The organism is Paenibacillus sp. FSL R10-2771, from assembly GCF_038000205.1.
GTDB classification, from domain to species: Bacteria; Bacillota; Bacilli; order Paenibacillales; family Paenibacillaceae; genus Paenibacillus_AQ; species Paenibacillus_AQ phytohabitans.
Map to the genome: position 1 here is coordinate 678622 of NZ_JBBOBM010000001.1, position 20229 is coordinate 698850.

The 20229-nt window shown below is 52.8% G+C and carries 15 protein-coding genes, 1 tRNA gene and 1 other annotated feature; of the genes, 12 read left to right on the forward strand and 4 right to left on the reverse strand.

Annotated features, from left to right (window positions below):
* Positions 1-192: 192 nt before the first annotated feature.
* Positions 193-999, reverse strand: coding sequence for a hypothetical protein (locus NSU14_RS03020; protein ID WP_042139698.1), 807 nt, complete (start codon positions 997-999; stop codon positions 193-195).
* Between the two features lie 43 nt (positions 1000-1042).
* Positions 1043-1642 carry a phosphatidylglycerophosphatase A family protein gene (locus NSU14_RS03025; RefSeq protein WP_042139697.1) on the reverse strand — a complete coding sequence of 200 codons (600 nt, stop codon included), beginning with the start codon at positions 1640-1642 and terminating at the stop codon, positions 1043-1045.
* Positions 1643-1902: 260 nt separating this feature from the next.
* Between NSU14_RS03025 and NSU14_RS03030 the strand changes: the two genes are divergently transcribed.
* From NSU14_RS03030 to NSU14_RS03070, 9 genes are all read left to right on the forward strand, one after another.
* Positions 1903-3015 (forward strand): GerMN domain-containing protein, encoded by a 1113-nt coding sequence (locus NSU14_RS03030; RefSeq protein WP_042141592.1) that lies wholly within the window; start codon positions 1903-1905, stop codon positions 3013-3015.
* Between the two features lie 194 nt (positions 3016-3209).
* Positions 3210-3968 carry a ribonuclease PH gene (gene rph, locus NSU14_RS03035; protein ID WP_042139695.1) on the forward strand — a complete coding sequence of 253 codons (759 nt, stop codon included), beginning with the start codon at positions 3210-3212 and terminating at the stop codon, positions 3966-3968.
* Position 3969: 1 nt separating this feature from the next.
* Positions 3970-4605, forward strand: coding sequence for an XTP/dITP diphosphatase (locus NSU14_RS03040; protein ID WP_042139694.1), 636 nt, complete (start codon positions 3970-3972; stop codon positions 4603-4605).
* Positions 4606-5180: 575 nt separating this feature from the next.
* Positions 5181-7118, forward strand: a complete 1938-nt coding sequence (locus NSU14_RS03045; RefSeq protein WP_340942722.1) for a glycosyl hydrolase family 18 protein — start codon at positions 5181-5183, stop codon at positions 7116-7118.
* Between the two features lie 324 nt (positions 7119-7442).
* A complete protein-coding gene (locus NSU14_RS03050) occupies positions 7443-7877 on the forward strand; it encodes an NfeD family protein (protein WP_336102444.1) in 435 nt (144 codons plus the stop codon).
* Entirely contained in the window at positions 7877-8812 is a 936-nt protein-coding gene (locus NSU14_RS03055) for an SPFH domain-containing protein (protein WP_099052495.1), read from the forward strand. The genes NSU14_RS03050 and NSU14_RS03055 overlap by 1 nt, the downstream gene beginning before the upstream one ends.
* A 143-nt stretch (positions 8813-8955) precedes the next feature.
* Complete coding sequence (locus tag NSU14_RS03060) at positions 8956-9414, forward strand: cupin domain-containing protein (RefSeq protein ID WP_039297676.1); 459 nt, start codon at positions 8956-8958, stop codon at positions 9412-9414.
* Between the two features lie 206 nt (positions 9415-9620).
* Positions 9621-10457: an aldo/keto reductase gene (locus NSU14_RS03065; protein WP_340942747.1), complete on the forward strand. Its 837-nt coding sequence runs from the start codon at positions 9621-9623 to the stop codon at positions 10455-10457.
* 416 nt (positions 10458-10873) lie between these two features.
* Positions 10874-12325, forward strand: a complete 1452-nt coding sequence (locus tag NSU14_RS03070; protein ID WP_340942749.1) for a serine hydrolase domain-containing protein — start codon at positions 10874-10876, stop codon at positions 12323-12325.
* Between the two features lie 78 nt (positions 12326-12403).
* Here NSU14_RS03070 and asnB read toward each other — a convergent pair whose 3' ends face one another.
* Positions 12404-14248, reverse strand: coding sequence for an asparagine synthase (glutamine-hydrolyzing) (gene asnB / locus NSU14_RS03075; RefSeq protein WP_076248375.1), 1845 nt, complete (start codon positions 14246-14248; stop codon positions 12404-12406).
* A 148-nt stretch (positions 14249-14396) separates the two neighbouring features.
* Between asnB and NSU14_RS03080 the strand changes: the two genes are divergently transcribed.
* Together NSU14_RS03080 and NSU14_RS03085 are read left to right on the forward strand one after the other, a co-directional pair.
* A complete protein-coding gene (locus NSU14_RS03080) occupies positions 14397-14753 on the forward strand; it encodes a hypothetical protein (RefSeq protein WP_042139687.1) in 357 nt (118 codons plus the stop codon).
* Positions 14754-15054: 301 nt separating this feature from the next.
* Positions 15055-15128: transfer RNA gene (locus NSU14_RS03085), tRNA-Arg, on the forward strand.
* 558 nt (positions 15129-15686) lie between these two features.
* On the opposite strand, the gene NSU14_RS03090 is transcribed toward NSU14_RS03085, so the two are convergent.
* Positions 15687-17684 (reverse strand): arginine--tRNA ligase, encoded by a 1998-nt coding sequence (locus NSU14_RS03090; protein ID WP_340942753.1) that lies wholly within the window; start codon positions 17682-17684, stop codon positions 15687-15689.
* A 106-nt stretch (positions 17685-17790) separates the two neighbouring features.
* Positions 17791-18013: a binding site (T-box leader), on the reverse strand.
* Positions 18014-18207: 194 nt separating this feature from the next.
* Here NSU14_RS03090 and NSU14_RS03095 point away from each other — a divergent pair.
* Entirely contained in the window at positions 18208-19917 is a 1710-nt protein-coding gene (locus tag NSU14_RS03095; protein WP_340942755.1) for a collagen-like protein, read from the forward strand.
* The last annotated feature ends 312 nt before the right edge of the window (positions 19918-20229 follow it).

The following is a 20229-nucleotide window of genomic DNA, read 5'->3' on the forward strand; positions in this document are numbered from 1 at the left end:
TACAACTAAATCTGCCTGAATGGTGAGAACCAATCTATAAATCGCAGTTTAATTGTACGAAATACAACTAAACGGTTAATCGGTTGAAAATCAGACGATTTAGTTGTACAAAGTGCAATTAAGCATACCGCCTGATACGCAATCGGGTCATTGCATATCTTCAGCAAGCAATTTACTAGGACTCTAGGAATCCTATGAATCCGGATCGATTTTTTTCATTTTGGACGGGTTGTTGACCTTGTATTTAACCGGATGCTGCGTGAGCTTCTTGGCGACGATCTTGGCTTCGAAGGATACTTTATCGCCGGGATTAAGCTCCAGCTTCTTCAGCGTGGCGCTATGGCTGGACCAGACTTCCTCAATCGCCAGATCATGGCCTTCGACCGAAACGGCTTCATATATAATAACTTCATCATCGTTGTCCGAGAAATGATTGGGGACGGTTGTGAACTCTTTGACCCTAGCGGTAATCGCGAGCTTGTCTTCAGGCAGCTGGACAGCGGCTTTCTTTTTGGAGGCGGCTGCTTTTTTCTGCGGAATTTCCGGTATCGCTTGCTTTGGTGAATCTGAATCTGCGCTGTCCGGAGCAGCCAGAATCTCCTTGCTTGCTGTTTCTGCTTCCGGTACTTCCTGGCTTTCCTGCTCCTCCAGAACGTTCACGGCTGGCAGAGTCTCTTCCGTTACCTCTGTGGAATCATCCGCCTTGGCTGCTTCAGCCGCCGAAGCGCGTTGTCCAAAAGCAGCCGTCTGCATTTCTTTCAGATAAGCGGGATGTATGCAGTGCTGCTGTTTATTCTCAAACTGTATCACCACGGTCAGGCTGTCCACGTAGCCTACAATTTCTACCGGCAGTGTCAGGCCGTTTCTTTTATACTGATAAGTTTTGACCCGGGTGGCTGTAGCGGGCAGGAGATTCCATTCCTTACACCGGTCAATCAGCTCATCTTCACTGTCAAAATCAAGAACGGACACAGGCTCAACTACAAACGAATAGGTCATTCACACTTCGCACCTTTCAAAATAAAATCAATGTAATATCGGCTTACTCCAGCTCCTCATTCTCCGGAACCTTTCTCCGCGCGGCCTCTTCAACATCCTCCGGTGCATGCGGCAGCCCAAGCTCCTGTTCGCGTTCTGCCTGCTTCCGGTGGGCAATACGGCTGCTGGCAGCTGCGGCTACAGCACCTACGATGTCATCCAGATACGTATGGATCTGGCCGGTTGTCTTGTCATTCAGCCTCTCCAGTACTCCGGGCTTCAGCTTGTCCACATAGCCATAGTTAGTGAAGCCGATGCTGCCATATACATTCACGATGGAGAACGCCAGAATCTCATCCACCCCGTACAGCCCTTCATCATTCTCAATCATATCCTGCAGGGGAGCGAACAGCTTGCCTTCCTCGGCCAGTACATCAAGCTGGATGCCGGTCAGCACCGCATTCTGCACCTCCCTTTTGCTCAGCACCATCTCCACATTATGAACGCATTCCTCCATGGTCAGGTTCGGATAATACTTCTTCTGCAGCAGCATGACAAGCTCGGCAATCTCAAGTATGGTTACCCCGCGTTTCTGCAGCCAGAACCGGGTGGCTTCGGCGACGGCTTTGCTGTTGAGGCTGTAAGGGATTTTGGAATCAGTCATGAGAAGTCCTCCATTCGTAATTAAGTTAGGATAGCTGTTTGTACTAAATTGTACGCAAGCGGCAGACTGATGTCCAGAACCGTGCGGATTCATGGGCTGTATCTGGCTGCATCGGTCCGGATCTGGCTGCATCTGCCCGTCCAGACAGAACTTCTGCAATTTAGGATAAGCTGTTGTTATTTTTTGGACTAAGGGCTCGTATACATAGCAGTACAAACTGATCTTAGCGTTGAAAGGGGTAATGAAGATTGAATAAGCCTATGAAACACATCCGCGGGGTTTCCGCGGCTTGCCTGCTGGCCGTTCCGATTATGCTCTCCGGCTGCAGTCTGTTCGGTTCGGAATCGGCAGCGGTAGACCCGCCTCCGGGTGAAGTCGAAGCACAAATGCTGCAGGTCAGCGGAGAAGGCACACTCGACACCGGGGTTCTAGGACCGGTCTCGCTGGATGAGAGTGATCTCGCAGCGGGGGTTAAAGATGCGGCAGTCTCCGCTGCGGCTGGAGAACGGACAACCGTGTACCTGGAGGATCAGCACGGCCTGCTGGCACCGGTGTCTCTGGCTCTTCCGCAAGGGGAGGGCACAGCAATGCTGGAGGATTCTCTTACTGCGCTAGTCAGCAAGGGGGCATACAAATCTGTACTGCCCGAAGGCTTCCAGGGCGTACTGCCGGCAGGGACGGAAGTGAACAATGTATCTATCGGCCAGGATAAGGTGGCCATCGTTGAATTCAATTCGGCATTCAATGACTATGATCCGGCGGATGAACGCAAAATTCTGGAGGCAGTCACTTGGACCCTGACGGGTCAGGAAGATATCCAGGGCGTACAGCTCTGGGTCGATGGCAAAAAGCTTACCGAAATGCCGCTGCAGGGTACTCCGCTGGATCGGCCGCTGTCCCGCGCCATGGGCATTAACCTGCCGAAGCAGAGTGCGCTCATGATGAACTCCAGCGCAGTGACCGTCTACTTCTCTGCTGCTTCTCCGGATGGCATTCATCAGTATTATGTTCCGGTTACGCGCTTTGTACCCGCAGGGGGAGATTCGGTGAAGGCAGCTCTGAACGAGCTGATTGCCGGACCACAGTCCGAGAATGGCCTGGAGATGGTCATGACGCAGGGCACGGTGGTTGATTCCGTAGAAGCAGGCCAGAATGGGGTAGTTACCGTTTCCCTGAAGGATGAGATGTTCGAAGGCAGCACAAGCGTTCCTGAGGAAATGCTGGAATCGGTCGTGCTGACGGTTGCCCAGAATACGGACGATGCCCTGGTGCAGATCCGCCTGAACGGTAAAGAAACAGTTACGGGAACCAATAATATCGATTACGGCCAGCCGGTCTCGGCACCGGAATATGTGAACGAGCTGCCGCTGTAGAATGATATGCATGCCTAAAAGATGCTTTTGTGCCTGCTCTTTGATAGAATAAAGGTTCATTGATCCGGATATCTTGACAGGAATAGCGGTGCCGTTCTCTGAAGCAGAGGACGGCACCCGTTTCTGCGTATAAGATAAGGGATGGATTCGTGTACACACAAACTTAGGGCTATACGATGTAGGAGGCAGAAAAGATGAGATCAAACGGGCGCCAAGAAGACCAGCTCCGGCCGCTGACGATAACCACCCAAACCAACAAATATGCAGAGGGCTCTGTAATTATTGAGATGGGAGATACCAAAGTCATCTGCACGGCAACCGTGGATGAGAAAGTTCCGCCGTTTCTGAAAGGACAAGGCAAAGGCTGGGTCACTGCCGAATATTCCATGCTTCCCCGGGCCACCCAGACCCGTAACCAGCGCGAAGCAGCACGCGGCAAGCTTACCGGACGGACGATGGAAATTCAGCGTCTAATCGGACGGGCACTCCGTTCCGTAGTGAATCTGCAGGCACTGGGCGAACGCAGTATTACGCTGGATTGCGATGTGATTCAGGCGGACGGGGGGACACGGACAGCTTCGATTACGGGCGCTTTTGTAGCGATGGCCTTTGCCATGAATAAGCTTGCGCTGCAGCACAAGCTGGCCGTATTTCCGATTACGGATTACCTGGCGGCGATCAGCGTCGGTGTCGTCGGTGACAAAACGCTGCTCGATCTGAACTATGAAGAGGATTCCAAAGCGAAGGTTGATATGAATGTGGTTATGACAGGCGGCGGTGCGTTTGTTGAAGTGCAGGGTACAGGCGAAGAGCGGCCGTTTACCCGCCAGGAGCTTGACCAGCTGCTGGGTCTGGGCGAGAAGGGGATCTACGAGCTGATCGCCGTTCAAAAAGAAGTACTGGGCCCCATTGCGCTCAAAATCCCTTCCGGCCAGCCTGGCCAAGAGGTGTAATATGAAGTCCGGCAGCGGGATTCTGATTGTCGCGACGAAGAATAAAGGCAAGGTGCGGGAGTTCCAGCACGCCTTTGCTCCCCTTGGACTCACCGTCAAAAGCATGTTCGATTACCCCGATCTGCCGGATGTGGTGGAGGACGGGGTGACTTTTGCCGAGAATGCCTTCAAAAAATCCCGGGCGGTAGGGGATGCACTCGGATTTCCGGTGCTTGCGGATGATTCCGGTCTATGCGTGGAAGCGCTGGACGGCAGTCCGGGAGTATACTCGGCACGCTACGCCGGGGAGCCTGCAGATGATGAAGCGAACAACCTGAAGCTGCTGAGCGAGCTGGAGAGGCTGAAGCAGGGTGAGGATACCGGCCAGCCGTTGCTCAGTCCGGCCCGGTTCGTCTGTGCTCTGTCGCTGTATGATCCGGCGGACGGGCGGGAGCTGACGGCGGAAGGAACAGTGGAAGGCTGGATTACCTCGGAGCCTGCGGGCGGAGGAGGCTTCGGCTATGACCCGCTCTTCTATCTTCCGCAGTTTGAGAAGACGATGGCGGAGCTGACGCTGGAAGACAAGCAGGCGGTCAGCCACCGTGGCGCGGCACTGCGTCTGCTGACAGAGAAGCTTGCTGCCGGCAGCGGGACGTGAAATAGAAGCTGAAGCTTATCCGGAAGCCTCCATGCATGTGTAACATGCACGGGGCTTCCGGATTTTTTAAAATATAAGAATTTATATATTTCATGCTATAAATTATCCTTCTATTTCTCGCTGAAACGGTACCGTCCTTTAAAAGGACGGCAAAGCCGTTTCCACTTGTTGAGATATGGAAATTAGATGATAATCCCCCCTCAGTATGGAAATTTACCCCTAGCGCAGCAGCGTGCTTTGTATGAGAATAAGAGTTGACTTCACCCCTTTCGAACATTCTGCATTCTTCCGCTACCCCATTCCCTTCACAAGTTTTGCAAACAGAGGCAGCCTAGCTGAATGACGCAAAACTTACTACACAAGCATAAGCCATAGTTACGAGTAGACACCCGGCAAGAGAGCACGAGATCCGCAGGTATGCAGCTTAGCTGCGCTTTTTTGGGCTGGCCTATAGCATTTCAGCCTGCTAGTTGTGAATTTAATAGATTTACAGGGTGGGGGTCAATAGGGTCCTGGAGGTGAGCGCTGAAGCTTTCTGATTGGGTAACGCATTGAACCGGGGAGGTAATAACGAAATGTTCTTTATCAAAAGTAAAGCTCGTAAACCCTTTGTGCTTGGCTTGGCGGCAGTTCTTATCCTTACCCTTTTTTCGGCTTTCGGTACAAATCCCAGAACGGCTAATGCAGCTTCGGATTACAAGCTTGTCGGGTATTATGCTTCCTGGGCCGCTTACGGGCGGGCGTACAATGTAACGGATATTGATCCTAATAAAATGAATGTAATCAACTATGCGTTTGCGGATATTTGCTGGAACGGGATACATGGCAATCCAGACCCTACCGGTCCGAATCCGGTAACCTGGTCCTGTCAGAACGAGCAAGGCCAGACGATCAGCGTTCCGAACGGAACCATTGTGCTGGGTGATCCCTGGATCGATGCCCAGAAAAGCTTCGGCGACGATAAATGGGATGACCCGATCAAGGGTAACCTGAAGCAGCTCTGGAAGCTGAAGGAGAAGAATCCAAACCTGAAGACGGTCATCTCCATCGGCGGCTGGACGTGGTCGAACCGCTTCTCGGATGTGGCTGCTAGTGCGGCAACCCGTGAGGTATTCGCCAATTCAGCCGTTGATTTCATCCGCAAATACCAGATGGACGGCGTTGATCTGGACTGGGAATACCCGGTCAGCGGAGGACTGGCGGGCAACAGCTACCGTCCGGAGGATAAACAGAACTATGTTCTTCTGCTGCAGAAGATCCGCGAGAAGCTGAATGCGGCAGGAACTGCCGACGGCAAAACGTATCTGCTGACCATTGCTTCCGGCGCAGGACCTGCTTATATCCAGAACAATAATCTCAGCGGGATCGCTGCAGTGGTGGACTGGATTAATATCATGACCTATGACTTCAACGGAAGCTGGAATACAACTACGGGACACAACGCGCCGCTCTATTATGATCCGGCTGCAGCTTCATCGGGGCTGACCGAGCCGGCGAATTACAATATCGACAAAGCGGTTACCAGCTATCTGAGTGCCGGCGTGCCGGCGGGTAAACTCGTGCTCGGCATGCCGTTCTATGGCAGAGGCTGGGGAGGTGCTCCGGCTGCGGGGAATGGCCAGTACCAGGTCTCGGCGGGAATCTCCTCCACAGGCACCTGGGAGAAGGGCAACTATGATTTCAGTGATCTGGAAGCCAACTACATCAACAAGAACGGCTACACCCGCTACTGGAACAACACTTCCAAGGTTCCTTATCTTTATAATCCTTCAAATCAGACATTTATCAGCTACGATGATGTAGAATCCATTGGCTACAAAACAAGTTATCTGAAATCCAAAGGCCTGGCCGGAGCCATGTTCTGGGAGACCAGCGGCGACCGTAACCGGACACTGCAGACGAAGCTAAGCGCTGATCTTAGCGGCGGAGTGGTGACTCCTTCACCAACGCCTTCGGCGACGCCAAGCCCTACGCCAACAGCAACAGTGAAACCGTCGGCAACGCCGAGTGCAACGCCATCGCCGACACCTACGGCAACGGTTAAGCCGAGTGCCACACCGACTGCAACAGTTACACCTACTGCAACACCAGGCCAATGTACGGCAGCGGCTTGGAGTTCAACCGCCGTCTACACTCAAGGACAGCAGGCCTCCTACGGCGGACTGCTCTATCAAGCCCAGTGGTGGACGCAGGGCGAACGGCCGGATCTCAGCGGTGCCTTCGGAGTCTGGAGGGTTGTCGGCACTTGCGGCAACACTACACCGCAGCCTTCCGCTACAGCCACTCCCACTGTAAGTCCTTCGGCTACGCCGACAGCAGCACCAACCGCGACGCCTGTGGTCACGGCAACCCCGACGGCAACCACGGGTGCCTCAGCCTGGGCTGCCGGAATTGCTTATAAAGCGGGTGATGTTGTAACCTACAGCGGGAAATCATATACATGTCTGCAGGCACACACCTCGCTGGTAAGCTGGGAACCGTCTACAACACCGGCTCTTTGGAAGCTGAACTAAGAAATGAAGACTTATCAGCAATAATATATCTCCACACGAAGAAACGGTGCCGGCATAAGCCTGCACCGTTTTTTATGCGCTCTAGCCAGAGTATCATTTTGCCATTCCCGCCTTTTACTGCTTCGTTTGAATAATTAAATGTTTACATATACTTAGGTGGAAATTATGCGTTGTAATACATAGAAGTACTGCCAGCGTTCATAAGCTTCCATAAGCTGAAATATAATGAAGAGGCAGGCTGCTGTCCCGGTTTTATTTATTTATGAAACGTGATGCTGTTTATTTCGTTATAGTAGTATATAGCGGAAGGTGGTGGGTTCACCGATGGTTGTTTGGGTATTATGGTTGATTGCCGCTGGCGTCTTGTTTGTTGTAGAAATGTTTACGTTTACATTCTACCTATTATGGCTTAGTCTCGGAGCATTGGTTGCCGGCTTGGTCGCGCTTCTGCTCCCGGAAGCATTATTGCTGCAAGTGGTGGCCGGTTCACTGGTGGCCTTGATATTGACGGTTTTCACCAAACCCTTGGCAGCGAGATTACGCAATTCCAGGGGCTTCAAGGATACCGGTACCGATATTGTCGGCCGAAAGGGTCTGGTCGTCGAAGCGATTGAGCCTGGCCGTTACGGACAGGTCAAGGTAGGCGGCGATACATGGAGTGCAACATCCACGGTGGCGCTGGGCAAGGATCAAGAGGTTATTGTTGTAAGAAGAGGCACCACAATTATCGAAGTAGAACGATGGGGGGATATGTACTGATGGAGTTAGCTATTATCGGAATTATTGTTGTTGTTGTCGTAGTATTTATCGCACTGACTATCAAGATTGTCCCGCAGCAACGAGTGGGGGTCGTGGAGCGTCTCGGTAAATTTAACCGCCTGCTTACACCGGGTCTGAATATTCTGATTCCGGTAATTGATCAGGTGCGGGTCTATCATGACCTGCGGATTCAACAGGCGAATGTACCGCCGCAGACGGTAATCACGAAGGATAACGTACAGGTACAAATCGACACGATTATTTTCTATCAAGTGGTAGGACCGGAAGAAGCAACTTACGGAATTTCCGATTATGTCTATGGTGTACGTAATATCTCTACAGCCACGATGCGGCAGATTATCGGTAAGCTGGAGCTGGATGAAACCTTGTCCGGCCGTGAAAAAATCTCCTCGGATATCCGTCTTGCGCTGGATGAAGCCACTGAGAAATGGGGCGTGCGGATTGAGCGTGTAGAAGTTATCGACATCAAGCCTCCGCTGGATATCCAGGAAGCGATGGACAAACAAATGAAGGCTGAGCGCAGCAAGCGTGCGATTGTACTGGAGGCGGAAGCCGCCAAACAGGATATGATCCTCCGCGCTGAAGGGGATAAGCAAAGTAAGATCCTGAAGGCTGAGGGGGATAAGGAAGCGCGTATCCGTCAGGCGGAAGGTCTCGGCCAGGCGCAGGAGCTGGAAGCCCTCGGCCAGGCCAAGGCGATTGAAGCGGTCGCGCAAGCCGAGAAGATGCGGATTGCCCTGATCGCCAGTGCAGGACTGGATGAAAGAGTACTGGCTTATCAGTCCTTCGAAGCATTGACTGAAATCTCCAAGGGACCGGCGAACAAAGTGTTCCTGCCGACCAGTGCTGTTGAAACGCTTGGCAGTATCGGAGCTATTGCAGAAGTATTCAAGGCGAGCAAGGACGGCAAATAAGCTCAGAACTATTTTACAATTGCGGCACATTCCGTTAAAGTTAAAAGCAAAACTAAGCCTATGCTTACGAAGCATGCAACGCAAAACTAAGCCTATGCTTACGAAGACAGTTTTGCTACGCAAAACTTTAAGGAGAAGATACTGTGACGCAAAAAGAGATTTCACCGCTCGTAGAAACGCTGGGGCTGCAGCCTCACGTTGAAGGCGGATGGTACAAGAGACTTTGGAATTCATCCTTCGAGATTCCCCAGGAGACTCTGGGCGGAAGCTATTCGGGGCCGCGTGCTTCAGCTTCCTCGATCTATTTCCTGCTTCATGCTGACGAGACTTCGGATTGGCATACTGTGCTGTCCTCCGAAATCTGGCTGTATCATTCCGGTAGTCCGATTGTGCTAAGCCTGGGCGGCAGCGGTGAACAGCCGGAGAACGTGACGGAAGTGATTCTGGGGCTGGACATCGCCGCAGGCCAGCAGCCGCAGGTAGTTATTCCTGCCGGAGTATGGCAGGCAGCCCGTCCGCTGGGTGAAGAGCCGGTGCTGGTCTCCTGCATCGTATCACCGGAGTTCCACTTTGATGATTTCAAGCTGATTGACAAGAAATAAGAGCAGGAATGAAATGGAGTACAGCCGGAGAATAGGCTGTACTCCATTTTTTATCCGAAGCAGCCAACGATGACCGGACATGTTTTTGCCACTTTTGGCGGCTTTGCTCCTATCTGTTATACTGATTCTGATTTTGGATGATTATGAAGGCGCTTTTAAGGTTAAGGATGCTTGATGAACTCAAATTAGGCTTGGAGGGTAAACATATGAGTCAATTAAACGCACCATTTACAGGCGGGCCTACCTTGAACGACGGAGTGACCATGCCCTGGCTGGGTCTTGGCGTATGGCAGACCAAGGATGGCGATGAAGTTATCCAGGCAGTGAAAGCTGCCGTGGAGACCGGGTACCGCAGCATTGATACGGCAGCCGGGTACAACAATGAAGAAGGCGTTGGACAAGCTATCCGTGAATGCGGGGTACCCCGTGAAGAGCTGTTTATCACCACTAAAGTGCGCAATCCTGATCAGGGCTATGAATCTACGCTGAAGGCTTTTGAAGTCAGCCGGAAGAAGCTGGGTCTGGAGCAGATTGATTTGTACCTTATTCACTGGCCGGTTGCCGGCAAATATAAAGAGACCTGGAAAGCACTGATTCATCTGCAAAAGGAAGGCCTGGTCAAATCAATCGGCGTCAGCAACTTCCAGACCCATCATCTGCAGGATATCATCGATGACAGCGGTGTTGTACCTGTGGTTGACCAGGTCGAGTTCCATCCGCTGCTAACCCAGAGCGAACTGCTGAAATATACACGGGAGCATGACATTCAGCTGGAAGCGTGGAGCCCGCTGATGCAGGGGAACCTGGATGTGCCGCTGCTGAAGGAGCTGGCGGAGCGGTACGGCAAGACCGTGGCGCAGATTGTCCTGCGCTGGGACCTGCAGCAGGGGGTTATCACGATTCCGAAATCCGTGCATGCGGAGCGGATTATTGAGAATGCAGGCTTCTTCGACTTCACCCTCAGCGATGACGATGTTAAGGCCATTGAGGACCTGAATCAGAATCACCGCTTCGGCCCGGACCCGGATAATTTCAATTTCTGAGGTGGGATAGATTGACGAAGAACAGTTTACAATTTAGATGTTGGCCGTAACTGCGGTGAATATTTGGACTTCCGGCCGCTGTTGTCCCCAGATTTCTTGATTCATACCGCTATAAGCGGTAGAAATCCGGGGACTGCTTATGCTTCCGTTGCGAGCTTTCCTTCGGAAAGCTTTCAGGCGGTCGCTGACGCTCCTACAGTTCCAAAATCCCCCTCCGTACGATCATCTTTTATTGGTTTTCTCTTAGTTCAATCTATGGGTGGCGGCGTATAAAGAAAGGAGCAGGCTCTAATGGGGCCTGCTCTTTGCTTTTAAAAGCAGGACAACAATCCAATGGCAAGACATCAAAGCTCATCGACATCCGCTGCCCCGGCTTTTATGCTGAGAAAAGAAGGAAGCAATGGGAGGGCACAACGTTGGAATTGATAAGAGATTATCCGGAGAAGCATGGATTATCTTCGCAGGCTTTAAGCCGTTTTGTCATGGAGGTCAGGGAGCGGGGGCTTGAGGTTAACAGCTTCATGCTGCTGCAAGGCGGCAAGGTTACGGCAGAGTTTACCCGGATGCCGTACCGTCCGGATACCCCGCAGCTGCTTTATTCACTTAGCAAAAGCTTTACCTCTATAGCCATAGGCATTGCCTGGGACGAGGGATTGCTGCAGTTGGAGGATGCGGTGATCTCCTTTTTCCCGGACAAGCTGCCTGAAGCTGTATCTTCTAATCTGGCGCAAATGACAGTGCATCATCTGCTCTCCATGAATGCGGGCCATCATGAAGATATTTATCCTGCTGTAGTCAAGGAACAGGACTGGATCACCGCCTTCCTCGCCCAGCAGGTTGAGCATGAGCCGGGAAGTTATTACCGCTACAGTACCCCCTCCAGCTATATGCTGGCGGCCATCCTCGAACGGGTGACCGGGCAAAGTATGGTCGATTACCTGATGCCGCGTTTGTGCGGACCACTGGGTATCCCGAGACCATCCTGGGAGACTTGTCCGCAGGGAATCACTGCTGGCGGGATGGGACTCAGCCTGTCTACAGAAAGTGTAGCCAGGTTTGGCCTGCTGCTGCTGAATAAAGGCATATATAACGGGCAGAGAATTGTATCGGAGCAGTACATACAGCGTGCTACAAGTGAGCAGAGCGACAACCGTTCCGGAGCGCAGCGGATTGACTCGGCGCAGGGCTATGGTTACCAATTTCATCTATGCCGTAGGGGCTGCTACCGGGGAGACGGATCTTTTGGACAGCTGTGTCTGGTGGCTCCGGAGCAGAATATAGTCATTGCTGTGGCGGCAAGCTTCGGGAGTATGAACCGGCTGCAGGTATTGCTGGATCTGATTTTTGAGCATATTTTTGATACGCTTGGGGGCAGTCCGCTGCCGGATTCCGGGGATAACGCCGGTCTGCAGGAGCTATTGTCCGATTGGAGTACTTCAGCCTTACCTGTGGCGCAGCAGTCTTTTTCGGAGAAATGGCTGATGTATGGTCTCAGCGGTACATACCAGATCAGCAGCAATCCCCACGGGCTGCGGGAGATTTCTTTTACCAGGAATAACACGCTGCTTAAGCTGCAAATGGTGTATGGCGATCAGCGGGACAATGTGCTGCCATTCGATTTCAGCAAACCGGTATGGACGGAGGATGTGTTTAGCAAAGACCTCTCGTTACACCGGCAACAGGTAATCACTTACGTAAACTGGCTGGCTGAGGATACGCTGAAGCTTACGCTGTACTACATTGAGACTCCTTATGTGGTCACGTACACGATTATTTTTGAGGACAACAAGCTGGAATTCCGGTTCAATATTAACGTTTCGCTTAATATCCCGGAGTATGCGGCTGTAGGCGGGCTTGTACAGGCTTAGTTCATATTAATGTAAAAAACATGCCCGCCTGAACGTATGCTATACGGTCTTGGCGGGCATGTTCACATCTAATTGGCATTAGCCGATGGAGACATTGTATTTCCGCAGCCACAGATCCACCTGGGCCAGATAAGCGAATAATTGCGGGCCGGACATCAGCTGGCCGAACCACGGCAGATTGCTGGAGGATTCCGGTGATGCGGCGATTTCCCGGATTTTGGCCGGATCAATCAGCGGAAGGATTGGCGAAGAAGGATCATCCAGTATACTCAGTACCTGTGAGCGCACCTTGTTCAGATAGGCAGGATTATGTGTTTTAGGGTACGGGCTTTTTTTGCGGTAGAGCACATCGTCCGGCAGTACACCTTCGAGTGCTTTGCGCAGGATGCCTTTTTCACGGTTGCCTACGGTCTTGATCTCCCAGGGAATATTGAATACATACTGCACCAGGCGGTGGTCACAATAAGGAACGCGTACCTCCAGGCCCACGCCCATGCTCATCCGGTCCTTGCGGTCCAGCAGCGTAGGCATGAAGCGGGTAATGTTGAGGTAGGACATGACGCGCATCTGCGCCTGTTTGCCGGTCTCACCGTCAAGCTTCGGCACCTCGGCCACGGCGTCGCTGTACCGGTCACCCAAATATTCCAGCGGACGTATCCACTCATTCATTTCCGGCGACAATAGACTGGCACGCATTTTGGGTGCTACCGACCAGGGGAAGGTGCCGGAAGACAGCATCTCCTCACGGTGGAACCAGGGGTAGCCGCCGAAAATTTCATCTGCCGCTTCGCCGGAGATAGCGACAGTCGCCTTCTTTTTGATCTCCTGGCAGAATAAATAAAGTGATGAATCCACATCGGTCATCCCCGGCAAATCGCGGGAGTAGAGGGCGTTGTCGAGCGCTGTTACCAGTTCAGGTGTATCAAAAGCAATAAAGTGATGGTTCGTATTCAGTTCATCGATCATCCGCTGAATCCAGGGGCCGTCGGCTCCGGGCTGGAAGGAATGGCTTTTGAAATGCTTGTCGTTGTCTACATAATCCACCGAGTAGGTATCAACCCGGCCTTGGCCGGTCCGGTTGTAATAATCTACGGCAAGCGCAGTTAAGGCGCTGGAGTCCAGTCCGCCGGAGAGCAGAGAGCAGACCGGAACATCGGAAACAAGCTGGCGCTCCAGCGTATCCTGGAGTAATTCCCGCACCCGGGCTGCCGTTTCATCCACGTTATCCGTGTGCTGGTCGCTCTCCAGCTTCCAATATGCGTAGGTACGGATACCGCTGCGGCTATAAATCATGGCATGACCTGGACGAAGCTCGAATATATCTTTGTATACACCATGTCCCGGTGTCCGGGCCGGACCGATAATGAAGATTTCGGCAAGGCCTTCCGGTCCAACCTTCGGCTGGACTTTGGGATGCTGCAGCAGCGCCTTCGGCTCGGACCCGAATACGAAGACATCGTCCACTTGGCTGTAGAACAAAGGCTTCACGCCCAGGCGGTCGCGGGCCAGAAAGACCTGATCGCGCAAGCTGTCCCAGACGGCAAAAGCGAAGATGCCATTCAGCTTCTCCGTGCAGTCCGGTCCCCATTCGATATAGGCATGCAGGAGTACCTCGGTATCGCATTCTGTGAGGAAATGATGGCCGCGCTGCTTCAGCTCTTTTTTGAGCTCAGGGGCATTATATAGCTCGCCGTTATACACAATTGCATACACCTTATCGTCATGGCGGGCAATCATCGGCTGTGCGCCGTTCTCGGGATCAATGACGCTGAGTCTGCGGTGTCCGAAGGCAATGGGTCCTGAAATCCAGGTTCCGGCTGCATCCGGTCCGCGGTTCGCTAAAGTTTCAGTCATTCTGACAAGCAGTTGCGAGTGCCCTGTAAGATCACCGCGCCACTGGACAAATCCGGTTATTCCGCACATGTTGGTTCATCCTCTCTTTTGTGCGATTGTTGTCTGTCCTTTCTTTTTTGCCAAGTAATACAGATATATGCCGAAGGAAGGGATAAAATGTATGTCCTTATCCGAACACTAGGGGAGAGGGAAATTTGCCAGGAGGGATGGATGACAAGTGTATTACATTAAAGACGCCAAAATCCGCAGAATGACCGAGTATGACGGAGCACCTTGCGCAGAGGTTGGCGTATTGCCTGGAGCTGTGGGCGATTCAGCACTTTTGGTGTATATTGTTGAGGACCAGCGTGAGGAGGGTTACGAAATTGTCCGTATTTTGACGAATGACGCGGACACCGCCACCGATTGGTTTGATAACAATCTGCATGATGCTTTCAAGGATGTGACGGTCAACGGCTTCACCGGCAGCACTGTAATGAGCCCGGAGGATGAACGGTCCAAGTTCCAGCGTGAGCTGCTGATCTTCGGAGAGCTGAAGAAGCAGCTGGGTGAGCATTTCAGGCAGTACTCTTGATTCCGGCGGGACCTCTTGCTTCGAAGCTTCACTGCACAATTACCAACCAATAACCTATAGGATGGGCCATAGAGCAGGAAGCTTGCCGCATTCAGGATGCGGGAGGCTTCTTTTTTATTGGGGTTTGTGTATCGGGAAATCTCATGGACTGATCAGAAGTCGCCTGCACGGTGGGATGTAGGGGCTTCTTTTGCCGGCTGGGAGAGTTTAGTCTTGATAAATTCTGTGATTCAGGTATAATAAATAACGTTGCATTAATACATATGATCTTTACAGCGTTAGGTTTCATGATTCTTCATTTGTCCCGGTAGCTCAGTTGGATAGAGCATGCGCCTTCTAAGCGCACGGTCGGGGGTTCGAATCCCTTCCGGGACGTCAAGTAAGAGCCTTCCTTCGGGAAGGCTGTTTTGTTGTCCGGGGGGATGAGAACCCTAGGCGCCAGCCGGGGACGTTGGAGCATAAGCTTCGATAGGAACACATCGCAATCAGCCGAAATTTGGCTGTATCCCTTCCGGGACGTCAAGTAAGAGCCTTCCTTCGGGAAGGCTGTTTTGTTGTCCGGGGGGATGAGAACCCTAGGCGCCAGCCGGGGACGTTGGAGCATAAGCTTCGATAGGAACACATCGCAATCAGCCGAAATTTGGCTGTATCCCTTCCGGGACGTCAAGTAAGAGCCTTCCTTCGGGAAGGCTCTTTTGTCGTCCGGAGGATGAGAAGCCGGGCGGCAGCGGGGATACCCAAGCGTCTGAGCATTCAAGTCACTCTTTGTACAGCCATCCGCTAGACTATTACTATTGTTACTCAAACCCAAACCCCCGCTCGCCTACAGCGATCCCCCAAGTAACCAACATCATTTTCACCCGATGAGTACAGTTATCTACTATAAGCCCTACTTGAACTATGCGGGACTCTCTACCGCTTCTTCGTCCCAGCTTACATCCGCTCCGGCTTAGGCAGACCGAGTACATCCAGCGCCTCGCCTAAAGTATCGGTGAAGCTCCGGGTTAGCCATAGACGGAAGGCTACGCTGGAAGCCTCTCCTTTGAGGATCGGGCAGCCGGAGTAGAAATTGCTGAACAGTACGGCCAGACTGTGCGCATAGTTACAGATCGTATTCGGCGTAAGCTCCCGGCTTGCCGTATATAGGGTATCCTGCCACAGGCTGAGCTGTCTCAGCAGGGCGAGCTCGGCTGCCTCAAGCTGCGGCGGAAAGAGCGGAAGCCCGCCATGCGCGTTGCTCCCGTCAGGCCCGCTGCTCGCGCTATGCTTGCTGCTCCCGTTATCCCCGCTATTCCCGTGCCCCCCGTACTCCCGGCTCCCGCCATGCTCGTTGCCGCCGCTATTTCCGGTACCTCTCTCCGCCAAGGCGCTGCCTTTACTGAGCACACGGCTTGCCCGGGCATAGGCATACATCAGATAAACGCCAGTGTTGCCGGAAATCTCCATGGCCTGTTTGAAATCAAACACAATCTCTGTACCCAGATTGAAGCGCAGCAGATAGTAGCGGATGGCAGCGGTGGCGATGAGCCGGCTGGACAGGCCGTTTTTGTCGGAACGGGTAGCCTCAATGGAATGCTCCATAAGCCGGACCAGCTCGGTAACCTTGATGCCGATGCCCTGGCGTCCGGACATGGCGTAGGAGCTTTTGCCGGCGGAGGTATCAATACCAAGTTCAGCGGCGGAAGCCGGACTTAGCGAAACCACACCATAACTTACATGATGCAGCCGATCCGCCTGCTCGCTGTAGCCCAGTGCCTGGAAGGCCTGCTTTACCATCGCCTGCGGATACTCCTGTCTGTAGTCGATCACGTTCACGACCTTATCTGCGCGTCCAAAAGGCAGCGTCTCACCCCTCAAGCCGGTCGTCCACAGCCCGCTGCCAAATTCACTGTAGGCGAAGTCCTTGTCCAAGAGGCCGAATTTCCACAGATGATAAGCGATATCCTTGGCCGTATAGGTCAAAATCCCGTTCGAGCGCACCAGCACCTTATCCTTCAGATGCTCCTCTTCTGTCTCCTGTGTCTCCTGTGCGCCAGTGCCAGCGGATTGCTTCAGCACCCAGCAGCCGGCCAGCTTGCCTTCCTTCTCCTGAACGAACACTTCTGTCTGCGACAGAAGGTCAAAGGCAGAAGACCAGAAGCCTTCCTTCAGAATACTGCTCTCCCAAACAAGCAGGTCGTAGTGAATGCCGAAGCTGCGCATCTCCTCCACATGCTCTTTTACAATCTGTCCGGCGACAAGGTTGCCAATCCAGGCGGTATTGCCATGCCCCTCTTCCAGCGCGTGAAGAATTTCAGTCCGTTTATTTACACTTTCAGGATGCTCCGCGTACTCCTTGTTGATCTCAGCGTAAATATCCCAGCAGTAATCTCCGAAACGGACATGCTCCCCGGCAAGCGGGACATTCAAAAGGCCGACTACAGTATCTGCAAGCTGATTGCCGAGATCATCCACGTAGTTATGTACCTCGACCGTATAGCCGGTTTTTCTCAAAATTCTAACCAGTGCATCCCCGATACAGGAGTTTCTCAGGTGTCCTATGTGCATGCTCTTATTCGGATTAACGCTAGTATGCTCTACAATAACCTTCTCACCGTCAGCCTGCGGAATTGCAAAATCAGTCTGGGCCCACACCTGCCAATCGATGTACATATTAATGAAACCCGGCGGCGCAACCTCAATTCTCTGCAGCAGTCCGTTTACGGAGCCCGATGACTTCAGCTCGGCGATGATCAGTTCTGCGATGACGGCCGGGGCTTTGCGCAGGGTGCGGGCCAACTGCATGGCAATATTGCTGGAATAGTCCCCATGCTCCGCATTCGCAGGCTGCTCCAGAGCCGCTTTTACCTGAGTGCTGCCGGGAACTCCCAGTTCTTCAGATACTTTGTGAATACATTGTTCCAGACTGTCTTTAATTAGCTCGCTTAACATGAATAAGTACCTCCCGAAATAGTTGTGAATGGTGTAAGCAGTGGCTGAGGGCGGAAGACTTCAAGGGTCCGTAAGGTGAAAAAACAACAAAAAAAGCCTTCGTCTCAAAAGAGACGAGGCTTATGCGCTCGCGGTACCACTCTCGTTGCTGAACATACAGTTCAACCACCTTGCAGGTTAACGGTCTTTAGCCGGGGCTTCCTACTCTTAAGGTTCAGAAGTCCATCTCACGGGTGCGCTTCATAATCCTGATCTGTACCGGCTTACACTCTCCCGGCTCGCTGGGGACTAGGGTTCAGGGCCATTACTCTCCCGGTCATTGATTCAATATGATTTTTATCAGTATAGCGAATTTCTGGAAGAAAGCAATAGCGGAATGTCAAGCGGAACCTTGTTTCCGGAAAATGCAACCCATAACATCCGGTATTTGCAATAGATATCCGGCTTTGTCCACACCTCCAGTGATGGCTCGAATATAGTAAGTTGTTATCACTATTAAAATATTCGGAGAGGAGAACTCAAGATGAGCTTTTTATCTACAGGACCGATTGAAAATAATGCGGTAGGCGGGCTAAGACCTACCCAGCAGGTCACGGTCAAAATCGATAACCGAAGTGATACCATGTCTTCCTTGGTGACGGTAGAGGGTTACTATCTGGATGGAACCCGCACGCTATATGTCAGTGAAACGTTGAATGTACTGCCTAATCAGGTAATGACAACCACGTATTATGCGGATCTGGATGCATTTGAGTTTATTTTTGTCACTTCAGGAACCATTGATGAACAGGTGCAAATCTCAGTCTGGGGAAAAAATAGCTCAGGCGGCTTAGTAACGCCACACCGCCTGGTTTCTGCTGAACTCCTGGGAGCTACCACAGGAGTGACGGGCATCACAGGCGCGACCGGGGTTACGGGTGCGACGGGCGTAGCTGGAGCAACTGGGGTTACGGGTGCGACGGGCGTAGCTGGAGCAACTGGGGTTACCGGTGCGACAGGCGAAGTAGGCGCGACTGGGGTTACAGGCGCAACAGGCATAGCTGGCGCAACTGGGGTTACCGGTGCGACGGGCGTAGCAGGAGCAACTGGGGTTACGGGAGTGACGGGCGAAGCAGGAGCGACTGGGGTTACAGGTGCGACAGGCGCAGCAGGAGCAACTGGGGTTACAGGTGCGACGGGCGTAGCAGGAGCGACTGGGGTTACGGGTGCGACAGGCGTAGCTGGTGCGACTGGGGTTACAGGTGCGACAGGCACAGCAGGAGCGACTGGGGTTACAGGTGCGACGGGTATAGCAGGAGCAACTGGGGTTACGGGAGCGACAGGCACAGCAGGAGCGACTGGGAGTACAGGTGCGACAGGTATTGCTGGAGCGACCGGGGTTACAGGTGCGACGGGCACAGCAGGAGCGACTGGGGTTACAGGTGCGACAGGCACAGCCGGAGCGACTGGGGTTACAGGTGCGACAGGCACAGCCGGAGCGACTGGGGTTACGGGAGCGACAGGCGAAGCAGGAGCGACTGGGGTTACAGGAGCGACGGGCATCACAGGCGCGACCGGGGTTACAGGTGCGACAGGCGTAGCTGGTGCGACTGGGGTTACAGGTGCGACGGGCATCACAGGCGCGACTGGGGTTACGGGTGCGACAGGCGAAGCAGGAGCAACTGGGGTTACGGGAGCGACGGGCGAAGTAGGCGCAACTGGGGTTACCGGTGCGACAGGCGCAGCTGGAGCGACCGGGGTTACGGGTGCGACGGGCGTAGCAGGAGCGACTGGGGTTACGGGTGCGACGGGAATCACAGGTGCGACAGGAACCAGTCCGGCTGGTCTTTCCGAGTATGCGTATATTTATAATTTGGCTGCCCAAACGGTTCCATTGGAGGCCGATGTCACTTTTAGTAATAATGGTCCCATAATTGGGGCGATTACACACACGCCAGGGAGCTCTGTGATTACTATAGGTACTGCTGGAGATTATGCAGTCTGGTTCAACGCAACGGGAGTGGAGCCCAATCAATTTTCACTTTTTCAAAATGGTACTTCTGTTGCAGGCGGCATATATGGTTCCGGCGCCGGAACTCAGGCCAATCCCGGAATGGTGATTGTTGTAGCGGCAGCGGGAGATTCCCTGACTCTGCGCAATCATTCCAGTTCAGCGGCAATTACGCTGCAGACGCTGTCAGGCGGAACACAAGCCAATGCCAACGCCTCTATCCTGATTCAAAAAATAAACTAAGCTTGGCAGAGTAGAATTCAGAGATATTCGGATTCCAGTAAAGCTAAATAGCCCGTCACCGATGGATTGTCGGTGACGGGCTGCTTAAACTTACCAGGCGTTTTGATCCCTGCCTCACAAACAGGGTACAGTCCCCAGTAAAGTTAAGGCAGCTTTTTGTATCATAAGTAATCACATGGATGCCGCTTGGCAATGGACTACAAAGCCAGCTCGGCAAGCAGACCTCTTCAGAATCTCTGATAGAGGAAATGCCTAGTCCGCAGTAGGCGCACCGGTCAGATTCTTGATGTCCGTAGAACCATAAATCAGCAG